This window comes from Mesorhizobium sp. LSJC280B00, assembly GCF_000502835.1.
Classification (GTDB): domain Bacteria; phylum Pseudomonadota; class Alphaproteobacteria; order Rhizobiales; family Rhizobiaceae; genus Mesorhizobium.
The window spans coordinates 116,929-139,192 of sequence record NZ_AYVL01000008.1; the positions used below are offsets into that span (position 1 = coordinate 116,929).

Annotated in this window: 24 protein-coding genes; 15 read left to right on the forward strand and 9 right to left on the reverse strand. The window is 61.8% G+C overall.

Translation table 11 applies throughout. From position 1 onward, the window contains the following. Positions 1-143 precede the first annotated feature (143 nt). From X773_RS52930 to X773_RS52950, 5 genes are all read right to left on the reverse strand, one after another. The gene (locus tag X773_RS52930) at positions 144-2,261 is read right to left on the reverse strand and encodes a VWA domain-containing protein (protein ID WP_023676501.1); all 2,118 of its coding nucleotides are present in this window, start codon (positions 2,259-2,261) and stop codon (positions 144-146) included. Between the two features lie 2 nt (positions 2,262-2,263). Further along, positions 2,264-2,824 carry an RNA polymerase sigma factor gene (locus tag X773_RS52935; protein ID WP_023676502.1) on the reverse strand — a complete coding sequence of 187 codons (561 nt, stop codon included), beginning with the start codon at positions 2,822-2,824 and terminating at the stop codon, positions 2,264-2,266. Positions 2,825-2,892: 68 nt separating this feature from the next. Continuing rightward, on the reverse strand, positions 2,893-3,648 hold the full coding sequence (locus tag X773_RS52940; protein ID WP_023676503.1) for a dienelactone hydrolase family protein: 756 nt from the start codon (positions 3,646-3,648) through the stop codon (positions 2,893-2,895). Positions 3,649-3,752: 104 nt separating this feature from the next. Next, positions 3,753-4,424 carry a ferredoxin gene (locus X773_RS52945; protein WP_023676504.1) on the reverse strand — a complete coding sequence of 224 codons (672 nt, stop codon included), beginning with the start codon at positions 4,422-4,424 and terminating at the stop codon, positions 3,753-3,755. 106 nt (positions 4,425-4,530) lie between these two features. Then, the gene (locus X773_RS52950; RefSeq protein WP_023676505.1) at positions 4,531-6,105 is read right to left on the reverse strand and encodes a trimethylamine methyltransferase family protein; all 1,575 of its coding nucleotides are present in this window, start codon (positions 6,103-6,105) and stop codon (positions 4,531-4,533) included. Between the two features lie 308 nt (positions 6,106-6,413). On the opposite strand from X773_RS52950, the gene X773_RS52955 reads away from it, so the two are divergent. Beyond that, positions 6,414-7,112: a B12-binding domain-containing protein gene (locus X773_RS52955; RefSeq protein ID WP_023676506.1), complete on the forward strand. Its 699-nt coding sequence runs from the start codon at positions 6,414-6,416 to the stop codon at positions 7,110-7,112. Between the two features lie 81 nt (positions 7,113-7,193). Here the strand turns inward: X773_RS52955 and X773_RS52960 are convergent, their stop codons facing one another. Next, entirely contained in the window at positions 7,194-7,334 is a 141-nt protein-coding gene (locus tag X773_RS52960) for an entericidin A/B family lipoprotein (RefSeq protein WP_023676507.1), read from the reverse strand. Positions 7,335-7,398: 64 nt separating this feature from the next. Between X773_RS52960 and X773_RS52965 the strand changes: the two genes are divergently transcribed. Next, positions 7,399-8,040 (forward strand): DUF1638 domain-containing protein, encoded by a 642-nt coding sequence (locus tag X773_RS52965; RefSeq protein WP_023676508.1) that lies wholly within the window; start codon positions 7,399-7,401, stop codon positions 8,038-8,040. Positions 8,041-8,055: 15 nt separating this feature from the next. Here X773_RS52965 and X773_RS52970 read toward each other — a convergent pair whose 3' ends face one another. Together X773_RS52970 and X773_RS0137830 are read right to left on the reverse strand one after the other, a co-directional pair. Beyond that, on the reverse strand, positions 8,056-8,586 hold the full coding sequence (locus X773_RS52970) for a hypothetical protein (protein ID WP_156937334.1): 531 nt from the start codon (positions 8,584-8,586) through the stop codon (positions 8,056-8,058). A 44-nt stretch (positions 8,587-8,630) separates the two neighbouring features. Beyond that, complete coding sequence (locus X773_RS0137830; protein ID WP_031211725.1) at positions 8,631-9,542, reverse strand: NAD(P)-dependent oxidoreductase; 912 nt, start codon at positions 9,540-9,542, stop codon at positions 8,631-8,633. Between the two features lie 122 nt (positions 9,543-9,664). Here X773_RS0137830 and X773_RS52975 point away from each other — a divergent pair, with 122 nt between their 5' ends. The 10 genes from X773_RS52975 (at position 9,665) to X773_RS53020 (ending at position 19,158) form a co-directional block, all read left to right on the forward strand. Then, entirely contained in the window at positions 9,665-10,240 is a 576-nt protein-coding gene (locus X773_RS52975) for a DUF4893 domain-containing protein (protein WP_023676510.1), read from the forward strand. A gap of 80 nt (positions 10,241-10,320) precedes the next feature. Then, complete coding sequence (locus X773_RS52980) at positions 10,321-11,103, forward strand: formyl transferase (protein WP_023676511.1); 783 nt, start codon at positions 10,321-10,323, stop codon at positions 11,101-11,103. A 43-nt stretch (positions 11,104-11,146) separates the two neighbouring features. After that, a complete protein-coding gene (locus X773_RS52985; protein WP_245274690.1) occupies positions 11,147-12,058 on the forward strand; it encodes a fatty acid desaturase in 912 nt (303 codons plus the stop codon). A gap of 235 nt (positions 12,059-12,293) precedes the next feature. Continuing rightward, positions 12,294-12,596, forward strand: coding sequence for a virulence factor (locus X773_RS52990; RefSeq protein ID WP_023676513.1), 303 nt, complete (start codon positions 12,294-12,296; stop codon positions 12,594-12,596). Beyond that, positions 12,589-13,212 carry a methylenetetrahydrofolate reductase C-terminal domain-containing protein gene (locus tag X773_RS52995; protein WP_023676514.1) on the forward strand — a complete coding sequence of 208 codons (624 nt, stop codon included), beginning with the start codon at positions 12,589-12,591 and terminating at the stop codon, positions 13,210-13,212. Before X773_RS52990 ends, X773_RS52995 begins: the two co-directional genes overlap by 8 nt. Then, the gene (locus tag X773_RS53000) at positions 13,209-14,300 is read left to right on the forward strand and encodes a methylenetetrahydrofolate reductase (RefSeq protein ID WP_023676515.1); all 1,092 of its coding nucleotides are present in this window, start codon (positions 13,209-13,211) and stop codon (positions 14,298-14,300) included. Before X773_RS52995 ends, X773_RS53000 begins: the two co-directional genes overlap by 4 nt. Before the next feature lie 80 nt (positions 14,301-14,380). Continuing rightward, positions 14,381-15,355, forward strand: coding sequence for a methyltetrahydrofolate cobalamin methyltransferase (locus X773_RS53005; RefSeq protein WP_023676516.1), 975 nt, complete (start codon positions 14,381-14,383; stop codon positions 15,353-15,355). 113 nt (positions 15,356-15,468) lie between these two features. Continuing rightward, positions 15,469-17,538: an ASKHA domain-containing protein gene (locus X773_RS53010; protein WP_023676517.1), complete on the forward strand. Its 2,070-nt coding sequence runs from the start codon at positions 15,469-15,471 to the stop codon at positions 17,536-17,538. Positions 17,539-17,724: 186 nt separating this feature from the next. Further along, entirely contained in the window at positions 17,725-17,907 is a 183-nt protein-coding gene (locus tag X773_RS53015; protein WP_023676518.1) for a hypothetical protein, read from the forward strand. 267 nt (positions 17,908-18,174) lie between these two features. Then, positions 18,175-19,158, forward strand: a complete 984-nt coding sequence (locus X773_RS53020) for an alpha/beta hydrolase (protein ID WP_023676520.1) — start codon at positions 18,175-18,177, stop codon at positions 19,156-19,158. Between the two features lie 6 nt (positions 19,159-19,164). Here X773_RS53020 and X773_RS53025 read toward each other — a convergent pair whose 3' ends face one another. Continuing rightward, the gene (locus tag X773_RS53025; protein WP_023676521.1) at positions 19,165-20,064 is read right to left on the reverse strand and encodes a LysR substrate-binding domain-containing protein; all 900 of its coding nucleotides are present in this window, start codon (positions 20,062-20,064) and stop codon (positions 19,165-19,167) included. Positions 20,065-20,293: 229 nt separating this feature from the next. Here X773_RS53025 and X773_RS53030 point away from each other — a divergent pair, with 229 nt between their 5' ends. The 3 genes from X773_RS53030 (at position 20,294) to X773_RS53035 (ending at position 22,238) form a co-directional block, all read left to right on the forward strand. Continuing rightward, positions 20,294-20,479: a hypothetical protein gene (locus X773_RS53030; RefSeq protein ID WP_023676522.1), complete on the forward strand. Its 186-nt coding sequence runs from the start codon at positions 20,294-20,296 to the stop codon at positions 20,477-20,479. A 335-nt stretch (positions 20,480-20,814) separates the two neighbouring features. Continuing rightward, positions 20,815-20,949 (forward strand): hypothetical protein, encoded by a 135-nt coding sequence (locus tag X773_RS79030; protein ID WP_013894968.1) that lies wholly within the window; start codon positions 20,815-20,817, stop codon positions 20,947-20,949. Positions 20,950-21,299: 350 nt separating this feature from the next. Beyond that, a complete protein-coding gene (locus X773_RS53035; protein WP_348625928.1) occupies positions 21,300-22,238 on the forward strand; it encodes a GlxA family transcriptional regulator in 939 nt (312 codons plus the stop codon). Positions 22,239-22,264: the final 26 nt, after the last annotated feature.

The following is a 22,264-nucleotide window of genomic DNA, read 5'->3' on the forward strand; positions in this document are numbered from 1 at the left end:
TCGTCTGCGACATGGTCCGCGCGAAGCAGTGCGGCCGCGAAAAAAGGCCGGCAAGGTTTCCCTCGCCGGCCTGCCTCACCCGCCCGTAGGCCGGCTCCCCCTATCAGAACGATCCCATCTGAAGAAACCGGCCGTCATTGCCACTACCGGTTACCGCCGAGCGCCGAGGCAAGGCGCACAAGCGAGAGGAACTCGGACCGGTATCCAAACGGGTCGGCTCCTCTGGCGGCGGTGGCAATCTGCATGATCTTGTCGTAGCCGAACTTCGCGGTCGCATCCTCGTCGCGCAGCTTCTGGCCGAAGGCAGCAACGGCAACGGAGAAACGCTGGTCGGTGCTGGCCTGGTCGAACGACGCCACCTCGTTGGTTGACGTTACCGGCGTGGTGATCAGCTTCGAGGTGTCCTCGTTCGGCAGCTTGTAACGGATCTTGACGAAAGCATATTCGTCGGCATTGGCGACACCGCCATTGTTCACCGAGGCCTGGCCGTAGCGCAGCTGGTCGATCTGTTCGCCGCCGCTGCCCTTAGGCGTGATCTCGTAGATCGCGGTGACTGAATGACCTGAGCCGATCTCGCCGGCATCGACCCGGTCATTGTTGAAATCCTCGCGGTTCAAGGCGCGGGTTTCGTAGCCAATCAGCCGGTACTCCGAGACCTTGTTCGGGTTGAACTCGACCTGGATCTTCACGTCCTTGGCGATGGTGAACAGTGTCGAGGAGGCATCCTCGACCAGCACCTTCTCGGCCTCCGCCAACGTATCGATGTAGGCAGCAGTGCCATTGCCGTTCTGGGCGATGGTCTGCATCATCTGGTCGTTCAGATTGTCGCGGCCGAAGCCGAACACCGACAGGAATACGCCTGTCTTGCGCTCCTTTTCGATCAGCCGCTTCAGGTCGTCGTCGTCGGTCTGGCCGACATTGAAGTCGCCATCGGTGGCGAGCATCACCCGATTGATGCCGTCCTTGACGAAGGATTTCTGCGCCAGCCTGTAGGCTTCCTTGATGCCGGCCTCGCCTGCCGTCGAGCCGCCGGATGTCAGATTGTCGATGGCAGCGAGGATCTTGTCCTTTTCCGAAGCCTTGGTGGGTTCCAGCACGGTACCGGCATCGCCCGCATAGGTGACGATCGAGACGGTGTCGTCAGGTCTCAGCTTGTTGACAAGCAGCCGGAAGGCCGACTGCAGGAGCGGCAGCTTGTCCTGCTCGTTCATCGAGCCCGACACATCGATCAGGAAGACCAGATTGGCCCTGGGCTGCTCGGCCGGCTTCACGTCGAAACCCTTGATTGCGACATGCATCAGCCTGGTGTGCTCGTTCCACGGCGTCGGCATGACGCTGACGGTCGAGTGGAACGGCGTCGAGGCGGAGTCCGGTCCCTTCCAGGCATAAGGGAAGTAGTTGATCATCTCCTCGACGCGAACCGTGTCGGCCTGCGGGATAAAGCCTTCCTTCAGCGAGCGCCGGACGAAGGAATAGGAAGCGGTGTCGACATCGATCGAGAAGGTCGAGACCGGGTCTTCAAGTGCGGCATGCACCGGGTTGGTCTTGAAATTCTCGACGCGGTCGCGGTTTTCCTCTTGCGGCAGCATCTGGTCGGCCGGCGCAGCGGCGGGCTGCTGTGCCATCAGCTTGGGCTCGGCAACCGTGCCAGGCACGCGTCCGACCCGCGCGCCGCCATCGACTGCCGGAGCCGCGGAGCTTGCACCCCCATCCAACGCGAACTCGCCGCTCTGCGCCGGTTCGGGTGCATTGCGGCTGAGCACATCCTGCTGCGTCAGCCCGCCGACCGCGGTCGATTCCGCCTTCGGCGGCGATGTCGGCGCCACAAGCGCCTCGCCGGTGTCGCGGCTTTCACTGTCGGCGTCCGCCTTCTTCTGCTTGTCCGCTTCGGCAACGACCGGCGGTTTGACGGTCGCCGGTTTGTCAGCCAGCGTTTCGGTGATCTTATCCCCGCCGAATTCGGGCCCGCCGAATTTGGATTCCCCCAGCATATAAATGGTAGCGTATCCGGCGATCGGCAGGGCAACGAGCCCGGCAATGGCCGGCGTGGCGAAGAGTTTCTTTTGCATGATTTCGCTCCAGAGCCTTTGTGCTCGCTCTGTGAGACGAAGCCCGCTCACCGATCCTTGGGCGCCCGGCAAAGTTTTTTCTTCCATGTCATAGGCGCGCAGCGCGGCCTGGAGGGCACGCGCCTTTGCGTCCGCGTCCGGCGCCGGTGCTGCGATGTCGCGCAGTCTGTTCAGTTCGTTGTCGTCGACCATGGTCACACTTCCCCGGCTGAACGCATCAGCGTCTTCAGCCGTTTCTTCGCTTCATGGATGTGCCAGGAAACCGTCGTCTCCGAGATCGCCATCGCCTCGGCGGCGGCGGCGTGGCTCAGCCCTTCGCCATAAACCAGCAGCACCGCATCGCGCTGCTTGTCCGGCAGCTTGCGCACCGCTGCCCAGAGCGTCTCGGCCGGGTCTTCCGGCTCAGCCGAGATTTCCCCCGAAATCAGCGCATAGGCGCCATAGGCCTCGGTCTTGACCGTCTCGCGGGCGGTCTTGCGCATCATGTCGCGCGCCGCATTCAGCGTCATGGTGTAGAGCCACGTCGTGAAGGCACCGCTGCCGTGATAGTCGCGGATCGCCCGCCCGAGCCGGACGCAGACTTCCTGGGCGATGTCCTCGGCGTCGGCCTTTTTCCCGCACCAACGATAGGCGGCGCGATAGACGAAACCATAGTGCCTTTCGAGCAACTTGCCGAAAGCACCCCGGTCTCCGCCCTTCGCCCGTCCGATCAGTTCGGCGTCGGAGGCTTCGCTTTCGTCCAGCATCATCGCCATCATTTGCCTGTTGGACGAAGGCTAATGGCGGTTCCTTGGGGCGATGGAAAGAATTTTTTGGCGGGCGGTCACGTCGTAATGGTTGGCGTGCCTTGGCCGAGCGTCTCCGCAAACAGCGTCGTCAGCCGCTTCCAGTGGCGTTCGGCGCCGGCTGCATCGAAGGCACTATGGTCCGGCATGCACCAGCCATGCGCCATGCCGGCATAGTTCTCTATGACATGATCGACCTCGGCGGCGCGCAGTGTTTCGGCCAGCCGCGCCGATTGCTCCGGCGGAAAGCTGCGGTCCACACCGGCAGTGCCGATATAGACCCTTGCCTTGACCGAGGCGGCCTTCCGATGCGGACTGTCGGCTGCGTCACCAGCCAGATTGCCGCCGTGAAAAGTGGCCGCGGCGGCGATGCGATCGGGATAGCTGGCCGCCGCGTTCAGCGCCCGCGCTCCGCCCATGCAATAGCCGACAATGCCGACCGGCCCGGTTAGGCCCTGGGCAGCGAGCACATCGAGGAAAGCGCCGCTGTCGCGGATCGTCATCTCCTGGGTCGTGCCGCCCAGGAGACCTGTGATGGCGGCCTTGCTCCTCTCGTCGCCGAACGCAGTCTTGGGATCGAACGGACCGTAGGGCGCATTGCGGTAAAAAAGGTCCGGCACAAGCACCGCATAGCCCTCGCCCGTAAGCCGCTCCGCCATCTGATCAAGCGCCGGTCGCGGACCGAAAACGTCCATGTAGAGGATGATCGCTGCCTTGGCTGGGGCCGCCGAACGGTACAGCCGGGCCTTGGCAATGCCGTCGCTTGTCTTGATCTGCATCGCTTGCGTGGCCATCATCCGCTCCGTTGATCTGACGTGCGATAGATACCCGCGGTGACCGTCGCGGCAAGCTGTAATGAGGCGATCTGCTTCAAGATTTCGTGCGGCATTCGGCGACGCTACAGACGCGCGAATGCTGCCATGTGAAAGGCCTGAACCTCGGCCGGATAGCGATAATCGGTAGCGTAAGGACAGGCGTTGCGTTCGAGGCAGCCGCCGGTCCGGCAGGGCGCGCCGTTTTGCCCGCGCACATGGGCCAGACAGGTTTCATGTGCAAAACCATTCGCAGAATAAGCCTCGACCGGACAGGATTTCAGGCAAGGTTTTTCCAAACATGTATCGCAAAGGTGAATCACGTCGTGGGGTTCTTGGAGCGCAATCTCATTTTCGAACAGCAGCGCGCCGCGATAGGCATGCCAGAGCCCGTATTTCGGATGCATGAGAATGCCGAGCGGCGACGGCTTCAGCCCCTCCGCACGCATCGCCCATTGCTGGAACGGCAGATAAGGCCTGTCGGACGGTGACACGGCGCGCGCCCCGAATTTTCCGGCCACCGCGCCGATCACTTCGCGCGACCATCTGTCGAGCGGATCGTCGATCGGCTGTGACTGTTTCTCCAACCAGCGCAGGAAGTGCGGCCAAGGTGCGGCACCCGCCTGCCCCACCAGCAGCACGGATTTGGCGGCGACGCCGGAGAGACCGGAGGGTGTTTCTTCACCACCTGCAAAATTGAAGCCGCCGCGAAGCATGAGGCCGGAGGCGGAAAGCGCTGCCGCGATGGTTTCAGTCATGCCGCGCTCGGGATCACCCCTTCTTGTCCGGGTCGGAGAAGGCACTCCGCCAGACTTCCTTGTGGATGATGTTGGCGACTTTAGCCCCGCCTGATTCGGGCTCCTTTCAGGTGAAGGCGTCGGCCATCGACGACTTCTTCCTGGCGATGAAGTCCTTCAGCCCATCGTCGATGCCCGGATCGAGATACGGCGCCTCGTAGCTTTCGAGCCAGCGGCGCGCGAGCTCGTTGGCGCGCTGCGGCGCGGTTTTTTCGCCTTCGGCCAGCCACTGCTCGTAGGAATTGTTATCGGCGATGTTGGAGCGGTAGAACGCGGTCTGGAAATTGGCCTGGGTGTGATCGCAGCCGAGATAGTGGCTGCCTGGGCCGACCTGGCGGATGGCATCCATCGCCTGGCCGTTTTCCGACAGGTCGACACCCTCGGAGAACTTCTGCGTCATGCCGAGCTGGTCGATGTCCATCATGAATTTTTCGTAGCAGGAGGCGAGACCGCCCTCGAGCCAGCCGGCCGAATGCAGCACGAAGTTGGTGCCGGCGAGGATCGTCGAGTTGAGCGTGTTGGCGCTCTCGTAGGCGGCCTGCGCATCGGGGATTTTTGAAGCACAGAGCGAACCGCCGGTGCGAAACGGCAGGCCGAGCCGACGGGCAAGCTGTGCGGCGCCATACGAGACAAGCGACGGCTCCGGCGTGCCGAAGGTCGGCGCGCCAGACTGCATTGAGATCGACGAGGCGAAGGTGCCGAACAGCACCGGCGCACCCGGCCGGATCAGCTGTGTGAACGACGCCCCGGCCAGAACCTCGGCCAAAACCTGGGTCAGCGTGCCGGCGACCGTCACCGGGCTCATCGCACCGGCAAGGATGAACGGCGTGACGATGCAGGCCTGATTGTGGCGCGAATAGACCTTCAGCGCTCCCAGCATGGTCTCGTCGAAGACCATCGGCGAGTTGGCATTGATCAGGCTGATCAGCACCGTGTTGTTCTCGACGAAATCGTCACCAAACACGATCTTGGCCATCGCCACCGTATCTTCAGCGCGCTCGGGCGCGGTCACCGAGCCCATGAACGGCTTGTCCGAATATTTGATATGGCTGTAGACCATGTCGAGATGCCGTTTGTTGACCGGCACGTCGACCGGCTCGCAAACCGTGCCGCCCGAATGATGGATCGACGGCGCCATATAGGCGAGTTTCACGAAATTCCGGAAATCCTCGATCGTCGCATAGCGCCTGACGCCGTCGAGATCGCGCACGAAGGGCGGTCCATAGACCGGCGCGAACACTGTCGCGTTGCCGCCGATCTGCACCGAGCGCTCGCCGTTGCGGGCGTGCTGGGTATAGACGGACGGAGCGGTCTTCAACAGCGAGCGGCAGAGGCCCTTGGGGAAATGCACCCGCTCGCCCTTGACGTCGGCGCCCGCCTCTTTCCAAAGCTGCAGCGCCTCGGCGTCGTCGCGGAAGATGATGCCGATCTCCTCCAGCACCGTGTCGGTGTTCTTTTCGATCAGCGCCAGCCCTTCCTCGTCCAGCACTTCATAGACGTTGATCTTGCGCTTGATATAGGTGAGCTGTGTGCCGGGGCCGCCGCCCGAACGTGCAGCCCGTCGGGCTGCGGCGCCACCGCTGGCAGCGCGCCCGCGCCGTGCGTTTGACGCTTCCTGATCGACCGGCGCGTTCTCACTCATAATCGTTCTTCCCTGGCTTTCGTTCTGGCCTGATTTACTCCGGCCGGGCTCTTGCACCGGCCTGAAATCCGTTTGCGGCCGCATATTGCGGTCTCTGGCCGGATCGTAGCCATGCACCCTATTCGAAACGGCCCGCCAGCGCCAACGCCTGTCGCAAAATCGACAAGAATTCCAAGAGATTTACGGTCGCTTTCGTTTTGCGGGAAGTCGCAAATCAGCTATGGACAACCGGCCCGTGCGGGTTAGGTATTGACGCGATATTTTTAAGCTGCCGCAACAGTTGTAGCCGGCAAGGAGCCTGAGAAAAAATGGCCGACGACGAGATCATCCTTTCGGAACTCTCCGACGACGAGTTGGTGCAGCAGATGCACGACGATCTTTATGACGGGTTGAAGGAAGAAATCGAGGAAGGCACCAATATCCTTCTCGAGCGCGGCTGGGCGCCTTACAAGGTGTTAACCGAGGCTCTGGTCGAGGGCATGCGCATCGTCGGCGAGGACTTCCGCGACGGCATCCTGTTCGTTCCCGAAGTGCTGCTGTCGGCCAACGCGATGAAGGCCGGCATGTTCATCCTGCGTCCGCTGCTTGTCGCCACCGGCGCGCCGAAGCAGGGTAAGATGGTGATCGGCACCGTCAAGGGCGACATCCATGACATCGGCAAGAATCTGGTCGGCATGATGATGGAAGGCGCCGGCTTCGATGTCATTGACCTCGGCATCAACAATGCGGTCGAAAAATATCTCGATGCCATCGAAAAGCACCAGCCCGACATCATCGGCATGTCGGCGCTGCTGACGACGACCATGCCTTACATGAAAGTCGTCATCGATACGATGAAGGAAAAGGGCATTCGCGATGACTATGTCGTGCTGGTCGGCGGCGCACCGCTCAACGAGGAATTCGGCAAAGCCGTCGGCGCCGACGCCTATTGCCGCGACGCCGCGGTGGCGGTCGAGACCGCCAAGGACTTCATGAAGCGCAAGCACAACGTCCGCGCTTCGGCCTGAGCCAATAAGTCCGGCACCGACGAGAAAAGCCGCGCCTTGCAGTGCGGCTTTTTTATTCCCAAATATTTAGAGCCGTGCGGATCAGGGTTTCTTGACGGTATCGTCAACAGCCTTCGCAGTGGATTTGATATCCTTACCGACGCCGCGCACCGTGTTGGCGCAGGCCGAAACAGCCAAGGCGCAGGCGAGAATAGCGATTGGCGCGACGCGGAACAATTTCATGAATGGTGTCTCCCTCAGGATATAAATTCGCTGGACAGCAACGAAGATGGATTAGACTGGTTCCATGACTACCGCGCGAAAACAACAATCCGATCAAGGCGACAGGCTGCTCGTCATCGCCTGCGGGATGATTGCGCGCGAAGTTTTGGCGGTCAAGGAGCAGCTCGGGCTCGACCATCTCGACCTGACCTGCTTGCCGGCGGAGTTCCATTTCTATCCTGACCGCATCGCGCCGGCCATGGACAAGGCTATCGAGAAGGCCAAGACCGACGGCTACAGACACATATTCGTCGGCTATGCCGATTGCGGCACGGGTGGCCTGCTCGACCGGATCTGCGAGAAGCACGGCGTCGAGCGTATGGCCGGGCCGCATTGCTTTGCCTTCTACCAGGGCATGGATGCCTATGCGAAGGTCGCCGATGACGACATGATGTCGTTCTACATGACCGATTTCCTCTGCCGGCAATTCGATGCCTTCTTCATGAAGCCGCTCGGTCTGGACAAGCACCCGGAGCTGATCAAGGACTATTTCGGCAATTACGAGAAGCTGATCTATATCGCCCAGACCGACGACCCGGAACTCGACAAGGTCGCCGAAAAGGCGGCGAAAATGCTCGGCCTCGCTTATGAGCGGCGCTCGACCGGCTATGGTGACCTGACGGGCGAACTTAAGCGGGTGGCCTCACATCCGGAGGACGTCCGTTAGACGCCCCGCTTCGGATTATTTGCTCGCCGGTTGCGGATCCGACACGAAATCGACAACGCGGCCGTTTTCTAACCGGATCGGTCCCCTTGCAGTTGGATCCTTGCGCAACGCCTCTGCAATCAGGGCTTCGACGGTGTCGAGGTTGACTTGCAGAATTGAGGAGTCGCCCAGTTCCCAGTACTCGCCTTCATCAAAGACATCGAGCTTGTCGAAAAGAGGAGCAACTTTGCGGAGCAGCTCGATGATTTCGATATGCGCGTCCGACCCGGCAAACTGGGTCTTACAAAATTGCTGCATGAAGAGGTGCCTGTCGAACTCGAACCGAAGGGGCTCCGACTTGGGATGCGGCAGAAGCTCTATTCCTATAACCGGGCCGAGATAGTCCACGCTGCGTTCATCAACGACCCGATGGAGAACCATTTCGGCTTCGTCTATTTTCCGAAACGGCCAGCCTCGAGTGACAGCAAACGCCTCCACTTCCCGCAATAGCACAGCGTAGTGCTCGTCTTCGCGCAGCTGTCCCTCAAAATGGATCGTCACCCCCAACATGCACCTCCCCGCGCAAACGTTTTGCGATGATAGCCGCGCTTCTATTCGATCGCCAGGGCGGCAAGCACATCGGCAAAGCTCGTCTTGCAGACGAAACCCAGCCGCTTCCTCGCCCGCGACGCATCGTAGACCCGGTCGATCGACGAAAACATCGTCCAGCCTTTCTTCGTGTAGAGTGCCGGATAATCCGGAAAATAGCGCGCGACGACCGACGGCGCGTCGGCGATCAAGGCCGCGCAATCTTCGGGCTGGAAAGGCGTCGGTGCCGAGATGATGAAAGTGTCGAAGCCCAATTGCGGCGCTTTCTCCAGGGCAGCGATGTGGGCGTCGGCTGCGTCCTCCACCGTCAGCCGGCGGAACAACAGCTCATTGGCCTTGGTGTTGGCATCCGACTGTTCGATCACGTGCGCCATGTCGTCCGCCTCGGGAAAAAACCGGGCGGTGCGCAACACGATCACCGGCAGGCCGAACTGCAAATGATAGAGCCGGCAGAGCTGTTCGGCTGAAAGCTTGGTGACGCCATAGATGTTGCGCGGTTCAGGCGACATGTCTTCCGTCAGCCATGCCGCCTTGCGCGCCCCGCCGGTGAAGCCGGTGCGTATGGACTCGGAAATCATCAGCGATGTCGTCGACGTAAACACGAAGCGCTGAACGCCAAAAGCTGCTGCCGCATCGAGCAGGTTGAGCGTGCCGCGCACATTCGTCTCGACGAAATCCTCGTTGCGATGACGTTCGATGTCAGGCTTGTGCAGCGCGCCGCTATGGATGATGGCCTCGATGCGGTTCTCCTCGACCGCCCTCATGACCAGGTCGCGATCGGCGACTGAGCCGACGATTCGCGTTTCCGAGGATGGGACGGGATCGAGGCCGGTGACGTCATGACCAAGAGCCCGCAGGCGCGGCGCCAAGGCGCTGCCCAGCCAACCGGACGATCCCGTCAGCAAGATCCGCATTCTTTTGCACCTCGTTTCTGCTGTCGATGCTCAGGCACGGATGACAGAACGCGGCGAAACATTAAGGTATGCGCCAGACAAGAAAACAGCCTGCTCCAGCCAACAAAAGGGAAACGCCACCGATGATCGCTCGCCTCATGTTTGCCGCAGCAACTGTCCTCTGCTTGACCATGCCCGCGTTGGCCGATGGCGAGGTGCAGAAGCTGATAACGGCTGCCGACAAGGCGCGGCTCAACAAATATGGCGAGACGCGCAAGGCAGCGCTTGACGAGGCGAAGGCCGGCGATCCCGCCGAGGTCAAGCAGCTCGACGCTTTGCTGGCAAAGCCGCTGGTTCCCTTCTCTGACAGGGACCTGACCGGCAAATGGCAATGCCGCACCATCAAGGCCGGCGGATTGAGCCCGCTCGTCATCTATGGCTGGTTCAAATGCAAGGTGAGTGACGACGGCTCCGGCTGGAGACTGGAAAAGATCACCGGCTCGCAGCGCACCAAGGGCCGCTTCTTCGACGATGGCGAGAAACGCGCGATCTATCTCGGTTCCTTCCACGTCAACGACGATCCGGCAAAGCCCTACGGCAGCGGCCCGGAAAGCGATCAGGTCGGCTATGCCTTCCGCAACAGCGCCAGTGAATGGCGCATCGAGTTCCCGGCGCCCTATTACGAATCGAAGCTCGATATCCTCGAATTCAAGCGCTGAGCCCCGATCACCAGGGGTTAACCCGGTCAGCCTAGCATTCGCGCGCAAAGAACAGGTTCTTTGCGGGGGGGTCGCAGAGCATGGCACTGTCGAAAACAAACCAACGGCCGATCGTCGTCGTCACCGAAGGCGGCCCGCATATCTGGGCGATCGTCAACGCCGTCGCCGATCAACTCGGCCCGGTCAGCGTCATCCTCGAAGCTCCTGAATCCAAAAAGCAATTGCTTCTCGCGCGGGCGCGGCGGCAAGGCTGGACCTCGGCCATCGGTCAACTCGGCAGGATGGTGCTGACGCGCCTCGGCAAGCGCTTCTTCGCCGGCCACGCAGCACGGCTTGCCGCCGGGCAGAAGCTGCAAACCGAACCGAAGCCTGGGCAAAAGATCATTTATGTCTCGTCGGCCAACGCGCCGGAGTGCCTGCAGGCGATCGCGGAAATCCAGCCGGGTGTGGTGCTGCTCGCCGGCTGCCGCTTGCTGTCGCGGCAGACGCTGGCGAAAATCCCTTGCCCGGTCCTCAACTACCACGCCGGCATCGCCCCGAAATATCGCGGCATGAATGGCGGCTACTGGGCGCTGGCTTCAGGCGATGCGGAGAACTTCGGCACCACCGTACATCTGGTCGACGCCGGCGTCGACACTGGCGGCGTGCTGCGGCAGACGCGTGGCAAACCGCAGCCGGGCGACACAATTTCAAGCTACGCGTTGCGGCAGGCGGCCTTCTCGCGCGACATCTGCGTCGAAGCGGTCAGGGATGCGCTGGCCGGCAAGGTCGGCACGGTGGATCCCGGCCTGCCTTCGAAACAATGGTATCATCCGACGGTATGGTTTTATCTCTGGACGGGGATAAGGAACGGCGTCTGGTGACGCGCCGATTTACCGGACAGCCACCCGCCACTAACATTGCATCATGAGCGACATCGACCACCGCACCATCATTGCCGGCCTTTCGGTCGAGGACCGTCGCGACCTCACCGCCAGGGTTGACCGGCCAGGCATTGTCCGGCTGGCGGTCCATGCCGGGCTGGTTATCCTGCTAGGCGCGCTGATCGCCGCCCGCGTCCCGTTCTGGCCGCTGCTCGTCTTGCCGCAGGGAATCCTGATCGTCTTCTTCTTCACGCTGTTGCACGAGACCATCCATGAAACGGCGTTCAGGACGGCGTGGCTCAATCGCGCTGTTGCCGCCGTGGCCGGCTTCCTGATCCTGCTGCCGCCGGAATGGTTCCGCTATTTCCATTTCGCCCATCACCGCCATACGCACGACCCGGACAACGACCCCGAACTGATGGCCCCGAAGCCGGAGACCATCAGCCAATATCTGCGCTATCTGTCAGGCGGCCCCTATTGGATCGCCATGGGCCGTGTGATCGCAACCAATGCGGCGGGCCGCAACCGCGACGGCTTTGTGCCGGAAAAGGGCCGCGGCAAGGTGGTTGCCGAAGCACGGCTGTTCCTGATCGGCCATGCGGCATTGCTGGCCGCATCGCTCGCCGCGCAGTCGGCGCTGCTGTTGTGGGTCTGGATCTTGCCGGTGCTGGTCGGACAGCCGTTTTTGCGTGCCTACCTGCTGGCCGAGCACGCGTTGTGCCCGCATGTCGCCAACATGCTCGAGAACACCCGCACCACCTTCACCACAAGGCTGGTGCGCTTCGTGGCTTGGAACATGCCGTACCATTCCGAGCACCATTCCTATCCGGCCGTTCCCTTCCACCGCCTGCCGCGCTTCCATGACATCGTCGCGGAGCATTTACGCACGACCGAACGAGGTTACGTGCGCTTCCACAGGAAGCTGGTCGGCAGCTACGATGGCCGCGCCGGCTGACCAGTGCTGGAAGAAACTCCGCTTTCAACCGCGGCCGTCGATTGCGTCGCTTTTGAAGGCCCCCGCGTCGTCCCATAACAAGCAGCCCAACAGCGCTTCCGGCAATGCTCGAAACCACTGCATTGGCCAAAAGATCGGAATCGATCTTCGGAGAGCACGATGCAGCGGAGTTAAATGGTAGAGCATCGTTTATGCGTCCGATTGGACGCACGGCGCTCTGCAGGAGCAGGAATTCATGGCCGATCTGATCGTCGTCTACTGGCGCGACATCCCCGCCCAGGTCATCGTCAAGAAGGGCCGGCAGAACGCCAAGCGCGAACTGCCGTTGCGCTTCACCGAGGCGATCGACATGTGCGCCATGCGCACCGGCGCCGGCGGCACCGACGACTATCTTGCCGAATGGCGCAAGGCAGAGCCCGTCGCAGTCAGTGACGATCTTGAAGCCGAGGCAGAGAAGGCTCTTCGGGAGCTCGATGCGAAATACGACCGTGAGCGGCTGGTCGCTCTGGTCAAGGCGGGCGGCAAAGAAAATGTCTGATCCCCAATCAATGCCGGCGACGACGGCTCAAGCCGGCGTGACCCAGGCGACCATCGTCAAGAAGGCGGCGCCGAAATCCGACTACAAGCCGGCCGACGTGTCGCCGCAGCGACGTGTGCAGCGCTCTTTCGCGGTGCGGCTTTGGTCGGTGCGGCATTCGCGGCTGCTCGAATGGTTCTACGGCAAATTCGCCGACATGTTCCTGCTCCTCCATCCGCTGTGGAAGGGCATCGGCTACAGCCGTGTCGAAGGGCCGGTGAAATTCGTCGAAAAGCGCGTCAAGGGCTTCATGTTCGACTGCCGCATGTGCGGCCAGTGCATTCTTTCCTCGACCGGCATGTCGTGCCCGATGAACTGCCCCAAACAATTGCGCAACGGCCCTTGCGGCGGTGTCCGCGCCAACGGCAATTGCGAAGTCGAGCCTGACATGCCTTGCGTCTGGGTCAAAGCCTGGGAAGGCTCGCAGAACATGGCGCATGGCGACAAGATTTTTGACGTGCAGAAGCCGGTGGATCAGTCCTTGCGCGAAACCTCCGCCTGGCTGCGGGTCACCGCGCAGGCCGCGGCCGCCCGCAATGCGGCCCGGAACACTACGAAGACCGGAGCGTCGGCATGATCGGCCGTCAGCCAGACGAGAATCCGGCCGGCATCCATTTGCCGCTCGATCCCCTGCCCGGCCACACCTCGCGTGGCCGGCTGGAACGCGTCCTCAGGCGCGGCGAGTTCGCAGTGACGACCGAGCTCAATCCGCCCGACAGCGCCGATCCGGAAGACGTCTACAACCGCGCCAGGATTTTCGACGGTTGGGTCGACGCCATCAATGCCGTCGATGCTTCCGGCGCCAACTGCCACATGTCGTCGGTCGGCATCTGCGCGCTGCTGACCCGCATGGGCTATGCCCCGATCATGCAGATCGCCTGCCGCGACCGGAACCGCATCGCCATCCAGGGCGACGTGCTTGGGGGTGCTGCGATGGGCGTCGCCAACATGCTGTGCCTGACCGGCGACGGCGTGCAGGCCGGCGACCAGCCCGGCGCCAAGCCGGTGTTCGATCTCGACTGCATGTCGCTGCTCGAAACCTGCCGCGTTATGCGCGATAACGGCAAATTCCTGTCCGGCCGAAAACTCACGACGCCGCCGCAGCTTTTCCTTGGCGCGGCCATCAACCCGTTCGCGCCGCCGATCGATTTCCGGCCCTATCGGCTGGGCAAGAAGATCGCCGCCGGGGCGCAGTTCGTGCAGAGCCAGTACTGCTTCGACGTACCGATGTTCCGCACCTACATGCAGAAGGTCCGCGATCTCGGCTATACCGAGAAATGTTTCATCCTGTGCGGCGTCGGGCCGCTGGCCTCGGCCAAGACGGCCAAATGGATCCGCTCCAACGTACCGGGCATTCACATTCCCGATCAGATCGTCAAGCGCCTGGAAGGCGCCCAGGATCAGAAGAAGGAAGGCAAGCAGCTCTGCATCGACATCATCAATGAGGTGAAGGAAATTCCCGGTGTATCCGGCGTCCATGTGATGGCCTACCGCCAGGAAGAATACGTCGCCGAGATCGTCGACGAATCCGGCGTGCTGAAGGGTCGCCGGCCGTGGAAACGCGAAATCCGCCGCGACGACCAGCTCGTTGCCGACCGGCTCGACCACATACTGCATGACGACCTCACTGAAACCCAGGTCGACATGGTCAAGACCGCGCATTGACAGCGCGAATCGTCAGCATTCGCTTGATCAGAAACAGATAACGATATAAAGAACTCTTTATATCACGATGGAGAGATTTCATGACCCGGACCATCGTCGCCTCGGCGACACGAGAAATCATCATCGGCTTCGATCAGCCCTTCTGCGTGATCGGCGAGCGCATCAACCCGACCGGCCGTAAGAAACTGGCCGCCGAAATGATCGCCGGCAATTTTGAGACCGTCATCAAGGATGCGCTGGAGCAGGCCGCCTGTGGGGCGACCATGCTCGACGTCAATGCCGGCGTCACTGCAGTCGATCCCAACGCCACCGAGCCGGCGCTGCTGGTGCAGACGCTGGAGATCGTGCAAGGCCTGGTCGACCTGCCGTTGTCGATCGACTCCTCCGTGACTGCGGCAATCGAAGCGGCGCTGAAGGTCGCCAAGGGCCGGCCGCTGGTCAATTCCGTCACCGGCGAGGAGGAAAAGCTCGAAGCCATCCTGCCGTTGATCAAGAAATACAACGTTCCCGTCGTCGCCATTTCCAACGACGAGACCGGTATTTCGATGGACCCCGATGTGCGCTTCGCCGTCGCCAAGAAGATCGTTCAGCGCTGTGCCGACTTCGGCATTCCGGCGCATGATGTGGTCGTCGACCCGCTGGTCATGCCGATCGGCGCGCTGGGCGATGCCGGCCGCCAGGTATTTGCCCTGCTACGCCGGCTGCGCGAGGAGCTCAAGGTCAACACCACCTGCGGCCTCTCCAACATCTCGTTCGGCCTGCCGCACCGTCATGGCATCAACGCCGCCTTCATCCCGATGGTGATCGGCGCCGGCATGACCTCGGCGATCATGAACCCGGTGCGGCCGCAGGAAATGGAAGCGGTGCGCGGCGCCAACGTGCTGAACGGCACCGACGAGAACTGCACCAACTGGATCAGGACCTACAAGGACTACAAGCCTGCTGAAGGCGGCCAGGCCGTTGCCGCCCGGACGCAGGTCAACGCGCCGGGCGATGGCAATGGCAATGGCGGACGCAGGCGCGGCGGCCGCGAAGCGCGTATGGCGCGGGGTTGAGCCAGGTCTTGGCCGACACGATATGGGGCCTAGGACTGGGGAGGAACCGAGACACAGCGGCATCGCTGCCGTGGCCAAGACCCGAGCTGCGTAGAAAGTAAAGTCTGGAACGTATGAACTCTCCCGTCAACATCACCGATCCGCTCGTGCTGTTCATGCCGTCGGGCAAGCGCGGGCGGTTTCCGGTCGGCACGCCGGTTCTGGATGCCGCGCGCCAGCTCGGTGTCTATGTCGAGAGCGTGTGCGGCGGGCGTGCCACTTGCGGTCGTTGCCAGATCGAGGTGCAGGAAGGCAATTTCGCCAAGCACAAGATCGTTTCCTCCAACGATCACCTCTCGCCCAAGGGCGCCAAGGAAGAGCGCTACGAGCGCGTACGCGGCCTGCCCGAGCGCCGCCGGCTGTCCTGCTCGGCGCAGATTCTCGGCGATCTCGTCGTCGACGTGCCGCAGGACACCGTCATCAACGCGCAGACCATCCGCAAGGACGCCGACACCAGGGTCATCGCCCGCGATGCGGCAATCCGCATGTGCTATGTCGAGATCGAAGAACCCGACATGCACAAGCCGCTCGGCGACCTCGACCGTCTGAAGATCGCGCTGATGAAGGACTGGGGCCTCAAGAGCCTCGATTTCGATTTCCATCTGTTGCCGCAGGTGCAAGGCATTTTGCGCAAAGGCAACTGGACCGCGACCGCCGCCATCCACAAGGACACCGACAGCGAGACCGCACGGGTCATCGCTTTGTGGCCCGGCCTCAAGAACGAGGCGTACGGCCTTGCCTGCGATATCGGCTCGACCACGATCGCCATGCATCTGGTGTCGTTGCTGTCGGGCCGCGTCGCCGCCTCGTCGGGCACATCCAATCCGCAGATCCGCTTCGGCGAGGATCTGATGAGCCGTGTCTCGTACGTGATGATGAACCCGGACGGCCGCGAAGGCATGACGGTCGCCGTGCGCGAGGCCATTTCGGGGCTTGTGGACAAGGTCTGCACCGAAGGCAACGTCCAACGCAACGACATCCTGGATTCCGTGTTCGTCGGCAATCCGATCATGCACCATCTGTTCCTCGGCATCGATCCGACCGAGCTCGGCGGCGCCCCCTTCGCGCTAGCCGTCTCCGGCGCCGTGCACATCAAGGCATCGGATATCGGTTTGAAGCTCAACCAGGGCGCCAGGCTCTATATGCTTCCTTGCATTGCCGGCCATGTCGGCGCGGACGCTGCCGCAGTGACGCTGTCGGAAGGGCCGCACCGCCAGGACGAGATGATGCTGATCGTCGATGTCGGCACCAATGCCGAGATCGTGCTCGGCAATCGCCAGCGGGTCGTGGCGGCCTCATCGCCAACTGGCCCGGCGTTCGAAGGTGCGGAAATCTCCGGTGGCCAGCGCGCCGCACCGGGTGCCATCGAGCGCGTCCGCATCGATCCTGAAACGCTGGAACCGAAATACCGCGTCATCGGCTCGGAACTCTGGTCCGACGAGCCGGGCTTCCTCGACAGCGTGCAGGCGACCGGCGTCACCGGTATTTGCGGCTCCGGCATCATCGAGGTGGTCGCCGAGATGTATCTCGCCGGCATCATCTCCGAGGACGGCGTCGTCGATGGATCGCTGAGCGGCCACTCGCCTCGCGTCGTCGCCAATGGCCGCACCTTCTCCTATGTGCTGAAGGAAGGCGAGCCCAAGATCACCATCACCCAGACTGATGTGCGCGCTATCCAGCTTGCCAAGGCCGCCCTTTATGCCGGCACCAAGCTTTTGATGGAAAAGCAGCACACCGATCATGTCGACCGCATCCACTTCGCCGGCGCATTCGGCTCGTTCATCGACCCGAAATACGCAATGGTGCTGGGCCTGATTCCGGATTGCGACCTCGACAAGGTCTCGGCCGTTGGCAATGCGGCCGGCGCCGGCGCCCGCATGGCGCTGTTGAACCGTGGCTATCGCCGCGAGATCGAGGAAACCGTTAGCAAGATCGAGAAGATCGAGACGGCGCTGGAGCCGAAATTCCAGGAACATTTCGTTTATGCCATGGCGCTCCCGAACAAGATCGACCCGTTTCCCAAGCTGTCGGCGGCGGTGAAACTGCCGCCGCGCAAGACGGTGAGCGAAGACGGCATTGCCGGCGACGCTGCCCCGCGGCGGCGTTCGCGCGAAGGCCACGCCGCGCGGCGCGGGCGGGGATGACTCGCCTCCGCTAGGCTGTCAGACCTTCCATTTTCATTTGTATGCAAATGTTTCCAGATCGCGCCGATCTGGAAACGAAATCGCGTTTTCGTGAAATCCGCCAGATACATAGGCGGAGCATTTAACCGGCATCGAACGGCAGGCGGAAACAGTTTTCGGCCACCGCAACGCTCCAAGGAGATCAAGATGTCGATGTTCGAAAGCCTCGGCCGCTATGGTGCGGCCTTCAAGAAAACACGCGAAGCGCGCAAGTCGCTGCGCATCCTCAACAGCTTGCCGCCTGAGATCCAAAAGGACATTGGCTGGCCGGTGTCGCCGCGTTCGAGCGAAAGGCAGCTTTCGGTCGGATGGGGCATGCAGCGCGGATGAAATTCATCGACAAATGCAAGCTGCTCGGTATTCGCCGGAGCCGCAATGCGGCTCCGGCTGCACCCAGCAATTGGCTGCGCGCCGCGTTGCTGCCGCGGCGTTGAGCTGCGCCGGTAGGCCAGAGACTTCATGGCCGGACGCTTTGTCGACAGCTGGGATCAAACGACCGTGTTGAGATTGCATCAATCTTGACTTTTTTGGTGGCGACACAATCTTCGAAATAGTCGGGGTTCTCTTAGTCGGCTCAGCCGAAGTCCGTGTATCTGCATGCCCAGTCTCAAAAGCCACGTCGTGTCGTTCGTCCTCAGGTACAGCCGCAAGAAGGCGTTTTCCAGCCCCGAGAACCTGCAGCGCTGGATCGCCTATGCGCGCAAGACGGAAAACCATCAGCCGCCTGCGTCGCTGCGGTCACGCCTGGAGATCACAACCCGCGCGATCAACGGCTTTCCCGTCTACGAGATCGCTCCCCAGGCTGGTGAGCGGAGGCGGATTCTCTACCTGCACGGCGGCGCTTATGTCTTTGAAATCACACCCTATCATTGGCGGCTGATCGCCGACATGGCCGACCGCCTCGGGTTCGGTATCACCGTGCCGATCTATCCCATTGCTCCCGAACACGATTTTCACGCCATGTTCGGCATGGTCGGCGCCGTCTACCGCCAGATGTTCGGCGAAACCAGGGCGACTGATATCATCTTCATGGGCGATTCCGCCGGCGGAAACATGGCCGTCGTGCTGACGATGATGGCTGCGCAAAATGGCCTGCCCTTGCCATCACGCCACGTGCTGATTTCGCCCGGTCTCGACGTGTCGCTCGCCAACCCAGAAATGTATGAGGCCGAACGCAACGATCCGTGGCTGGGCATTGCCGGCGGCCGCGAGGCGATCCGGCTTTACAGCGCCGGCATAGATCCCACCGACTGGCGCATCAGCCCGGTTTACGGCGACCTGTCGGTGCTGCCCAAAACGCTGCTGCTGACCGGCTCACGCGATCTGCTCACCCCCGACAATCTGATCTTCGCGGAAAAGGCACGCACGGCCGGCGTCGAAATTGAGGTCGTCCACGAGCAAGGCATGTTCCATGTCTGGCCGTTGATCGACATGCCGGAGGCGCGACGCGCGCGGGACAGTATAGTGGCCTTCTTGACCAACGAAACTTACAGTTATCATGCCAAGGCAGGAGAGTTGTCGCTGCAAAGGGCAGACCGCGACGGAACCCCTCGCGATCTGGTTGCGCCGCTCAGGTCGTAGTTTGGGTCAGAACTTCCCAGTTTCCCTGAACATCTCAAACGTCGCGCGGATATGGTCGGCGACTGCCTTCACCGGCGCGCTGGCGTCCGGCGTCACCACCATGGCGAGGTTGTAGGTGCCGATGTCAGGCATGCCGTCCTTCGGGCACAGCTCGACCATGTCGCTGCCGAGGAAGGATTTCGGCAGCGGCGCCACCGCAAGATCCGCCATGATCGCGGCGCGCTGGCCGGCCGTGTGCGCGCTCATATAGGCGATACGGTAATTGCGGCCCTCGCGGCCAAGCGCCTCCAATGCCCCTGCCCGCCAGGCACAGCCCTCTTCCCACAATGAGACCGGCAGCGGCTCGCGCAGATGCGCGCAACCGCCCTTGGCACCGGCCCAGACGATCGGCTCTGTGAGCAGCACTTCGGCGCCGATCGCGCTGGTCTTGTAGGAGTTGGTGAGCAGCGTGATGTCGAGCGCCCGGTCGTCCATGCGCCGGCGCAGATTGACGCTCTGGTCGATGGTGACGTCGACCGCGATCGATGGATGCGACTGTGCGAACCGCTTCAGCACATGCGGCAGCACACGTTCGCCGTAATCGTCCGGCGAGCCGAGCCGCACCACCCCGACAATGTCTGGAATGATGAACTTCGACACCACCTCGCGATTGATCGACAGCAGCCGGCGCGCATAGCCGAGCAGCATCTCGCCATCGGTGGTCAGCGTCACCGAACGGGCGTCGCGCGCGAACACCGAGCGGCCGAGAATGTCCTCCAGCTTCTTGATCTGCATGGAGACGGCCGACGGCGTGCGGAAGACCGCATTGGCCGCAGTGGTGAAGCTGCCGGTCTCGGCGATCGCGACGAAAGTGCGCAGAACATCCAGATCGAGCAGCGGCAGCGGATGATTGAGTGGGGCGTTCATGGCAAGCGACCTTCAATTTTTCTGATGCAAACCATCATTCCATTTCGTTTGATTGAACATCAGTTTGGGAGGATAGTCAACTCCATCGAAGGCAGGACGCATCGAAGTGGTCCCGAAACAACCATGACACGGACCTGCAATCGACACGAAATGAAGCTGAAACAAACCCGGTGTACCGCCTGACGCTGCAAGCGCCGGGACAACCCGGCCCAACGCGAAGGAGAATGAGATGTCTATCCTGTTATCCATCGGTCGGATCGCGACCGAGTTCAGCGAGGCCCGTGCCCGCTACCAGACGGAACGCGCCATCCGCGCGCTGCCGATTGAACTGCAGAAGGATATCGGCTGGCCTGAAGCTGCCGATGCCAAGGCCGGCACTCGCCATGGTGTGGGATCCTGGGCTGGAGCAAAGTAAACCGTGTGTATCAACAGCTGAAGGCCTGCCGCGCAGATCAGCCCGGCAGGCCTTTTTGTTTGTACTCCAATGATTTTCCCGAGCCATGTCGCCGTCGCATGCCGCATATGAGCAAGTCGCATAGCAGCCCGCACTGGCAATCAACACATTGTAAATAATCGAAAATCCGGGGCAGAATGCCCAAATTTGTCGCATTCCGTGTCGCTTTTCATATCAAGTGCTTCGCTTTTGCGATTTAGTTTCCCCTCACGTAAGCCTATATCATCATCAACAAACGAGCTGCCCCACTCCATCAAGCGAAGGCGACCCGTCTGAGCAACCGAATGGAGATGATCATGAAGCTTTTTGCCCGCCTCTTTGCCCGTCGCGAAATGAACCTGACGACCGCGCTCGAGCGCCAGCGCCTGGCCAACACCATGCCTGGCCAGACCGGTGCCATGGCTGCCGCGCGCCTCGGCTTCGTCGCCTGAGACGCGGCAATCCCGGCGGAAGCAGCCTAGCGCTGCTTCGAAGTCGATCCAGCGCCGCTTCGGTTTTGCCGAGGCGGCGTTTTCGTGTGCGCAGACTGCGTAGGCTCGTTTGGTCGATCCGGCGGCATGTCGCGTCCTTCGCCGCATAGCGATTGCCCATTTGCGACCCGTGTCGCAAATAAAGTCGCTCCGTTGCCATCTAGCCAATTGACAGGAAACGTCTTTCCTGATGTCGCTATGCTAATCGCGACATCCTGTTCGCGCCATTGCAGCGTGAGGATCTACCCGTGAACGTCGTAAAGCACCCGATCCGGCGATCGTTCGTATTCTTCCTGGTCCCCGATTTCACCATGATCGCCTTCGCGACGGCGCTCGATCCATTGCGTTCGGCCAACCGCATGCTCGGCTATGAAGCCTATCGCTGGCGGCTCGCCAGCATCGACGGCAAGCCGGTGCGCGCCTCGAACGGCGTCGAATGCGCCGTCAACACCTCGCTGGAGGAAGAGCGCAAGAAAATGTCCGGACCGGACCGGCCGAACATGGCCATCGTCTGCAGCGGCATCAATGTCGAGCGCTACCAGAACAAATCGGCCTTTGCCTGGTTGCGCGAGGAGTACAATCGCGGCGTTGCCGTCGGCGGCCTGTGCACCGGCGCGCATATCCTGGCCGCCGCAGGCCTGCTGTCCAACAAGCGCTGCGCCATCCATTGGGAGAACCTGCCGGGCTTTTCCGAGGCGTTCCCCAAGGCCAATGTCTTCGCCGACCTCTTCGAGATCGACCAGAACATCTACACCTGCGCCGGCGGCACCGCCGCGCTCGACATGATGCTGAAGCTGATCGGCGACGATTTCGACGAAAGCCTCGTCAACCGCGTCTGCGAGCAGGTGCTGACCGATCGCGTGCGCAGCCCGACCGACCGCCAGCGCCTGCCGCTGCGCGCCCGCCTTGGCGTGCAGAATTCCAAGGTTCTGACCATTATCGAGCTGATGGAAGCCAATCTCTCCGAGCCGCTCTCGCTGATCGAGGTCGCTGACCATGTCGACCTGTCGCGCCGGCAGATTGAGCGCCTGTTCCGCACCGAGATGGGGCGCTCCCCTGCCCGTTACTATCTGGAGATCCGCCTCGACCGCGCCCGGCACCTGCTGATCCAGTCGTCGTTGCCGGTGGTCGAAGTGGCGGTCGCCTGCGGCTTTGTTTCCGCCTCGCATTTCTCCAAATGCTATCGCGAGTTGTACGCCCGCTCGCCGCAACAGGAACGCGTCGACCGCAAGCAGCTTCTAGCGGCTTGATCCAGCACGTTTCGCGGGCGCGGCCG

Excerpts from the sequence above, each read along its gene's own strand:
- X773_RS52950 (WP_023676505.1), bottom strand. The coding sequence starts at position 6,105 with ATGAGTGAGAACGCGCCGGTCGATCAGGAAGCGTCAAACGCACGGCGC.
- X773_RS52955 (WP_023676506.1), top strand. The coding sequence starts at position 6,414 with ATGGCCGACGACGAGATCATCCTTTCGGAACTCTCCGACGACGAGTTG.
- X773_RS53010 (WP_023676517.1), top strand. The coding sequence starts at position 15,469 with ATGAACTCTCCCGTCAACATCACCGATCCGCTCGTGCTGTTCATGCCG.
- X773_RS53035 (WP_348625928.1), top strand. The coding sequence starts at position 21,300 with ATGATCGCCTTCGCGACGGCGCTCGATCCATTGCGTTCGGCCAACCGC.
- X773_RS53000 (WP_023676515.1), top strand. The coding sequence starts at position 13,209 with ATGATCGGCCGTCAGCCAGACGAGAATCCGGCCGGCATCCATTTGCCG.
- X773_RS52965 (WP_023676508.1), top strand. The coding sequence starts at position 7,399 with ATGACTACCGCGCGAAAACAACAATCCGATCAAGGCGACAGGCTGCTC.
- X773_RS52940 (WP_023676503.1), bottom strand. The coding sequence starts at position 3,648 with ATGGCCACGCAAGCGATGCAGATCAAGACAAGCGACGGCATTGCCAAG.
- X773_RS52960 (WP_023676507.1), bottom strand. The coding sequence starts at position 7,334 with ATGAAATTGTTCCGCGTCGCGCCAATCGCTATTCTCGCCTGCGCCTTG.
- X773_RS0137830 (WP_031211725.1), bottom strand. The coding sequence starts at position 9,542 with ATGCGGATCTTGCTGACGGGATCGTCCGGTTGGCTGGGCAGCGCCTTG.
- X773_RS79030 (WP_013894968.1), top strand. The coding sequence starts at position 20,815 with ATGAAGCTTTTTGCCCGCCTCTTTGCCCGTCGCGAAATGAACCTGACG.
- X773_RS53020 (WP_023676520.1), top strand. The coding sequence starts at position 18,175 with ATGCCCAGTCTCAAAAGCCACGTCGTGTCGTTCGTCCTCAGGTACAGC.
- X773_RS52995 (WP_023676514.1), top strand. The coding sequence starts at position 12,589 with ATGTCTGATCCCCAATCAATGCCGGCGACGACGGCTCAAGCCGGCGTG.
- X773_RS52935 (WP_023676502.1), bottom strand. The coding sequence starts at position 2,824 with ATGGCGATGATGCTGGACGAAAGCGAAGCCTCCGACGCCGAACTGATC.
- X773_RS52990 (WP_023676513.1), top strand. The coding sequence starts at position 12,294 with ATGGCCGATCTGATCGTCGTCTACTGGCGCGACATCCCCGCCCAGGTC.
- X773_RS53025 (WP_023676521.1), bottom strand. The coding sequence starts at position 20,064 with ATGAACGCCCCACTCAATCATCCGCTGCCGCTGCTCGATCTGGATGTT.
- X773_RS53030 (WP_023676522.1), top strand. The coding sequence starts at position 20,294 with ATGTCTATCCTGTTATCCATCGGTCGGATCGCGACCGAGTTCAGCGAG.
- X773_RS53005 (WP_023676516.1), top strand. The coding sequence starts at position 14,381 with ATGACCCGGACCATCGTCGCCTCGGCGACACGAGAAATCATCATCGGC.
- X773_RS52930 (WP_023676501.1), bottom strand. The coding sequence starts at position 2,261 with ATGGTCGACGACAACGAACTGAACAGACTGCGCGACATCGCAGCACCG.
- X773_RS53015 (WP_023676518.1), top strand. The coding sequence starts at position 17,725 with ATGTCGATGTTCGAAAGCCTCGGCCGCTATGGTGCGGCCTTCAAGAAA.
- X773_RS52985 (WP_245274690.1), top strand. The coding sequence starts at position 11,147 with ATGAGCGACATCGACCACCGCACCATCATTGCCGGCCTTTCGGTCGAG.
- X773_RS52945 (WP_023676504.1), bottom strand. The coding sequence starts at position 4,424 with ATGACTGAAACCATCGCGGCAGCGCTTTCCGCCTCCGGCCTCATGCTT.
- X773_RS52975 (WP_023676510.1), top strand. The coding sequence starts at position 9,665 with ATGATCGCTCGCCTCATGTTTGCCGCAGCAACTGTCCTCTGCTTGACC.
- X773_RS52980 (WP_023676511.1), top strand. The coding sequence starts at position 10,321 with ATGGCACTGTCGAAAACAAACCAACGGCCGATCGTCGTCGTCACCGAA.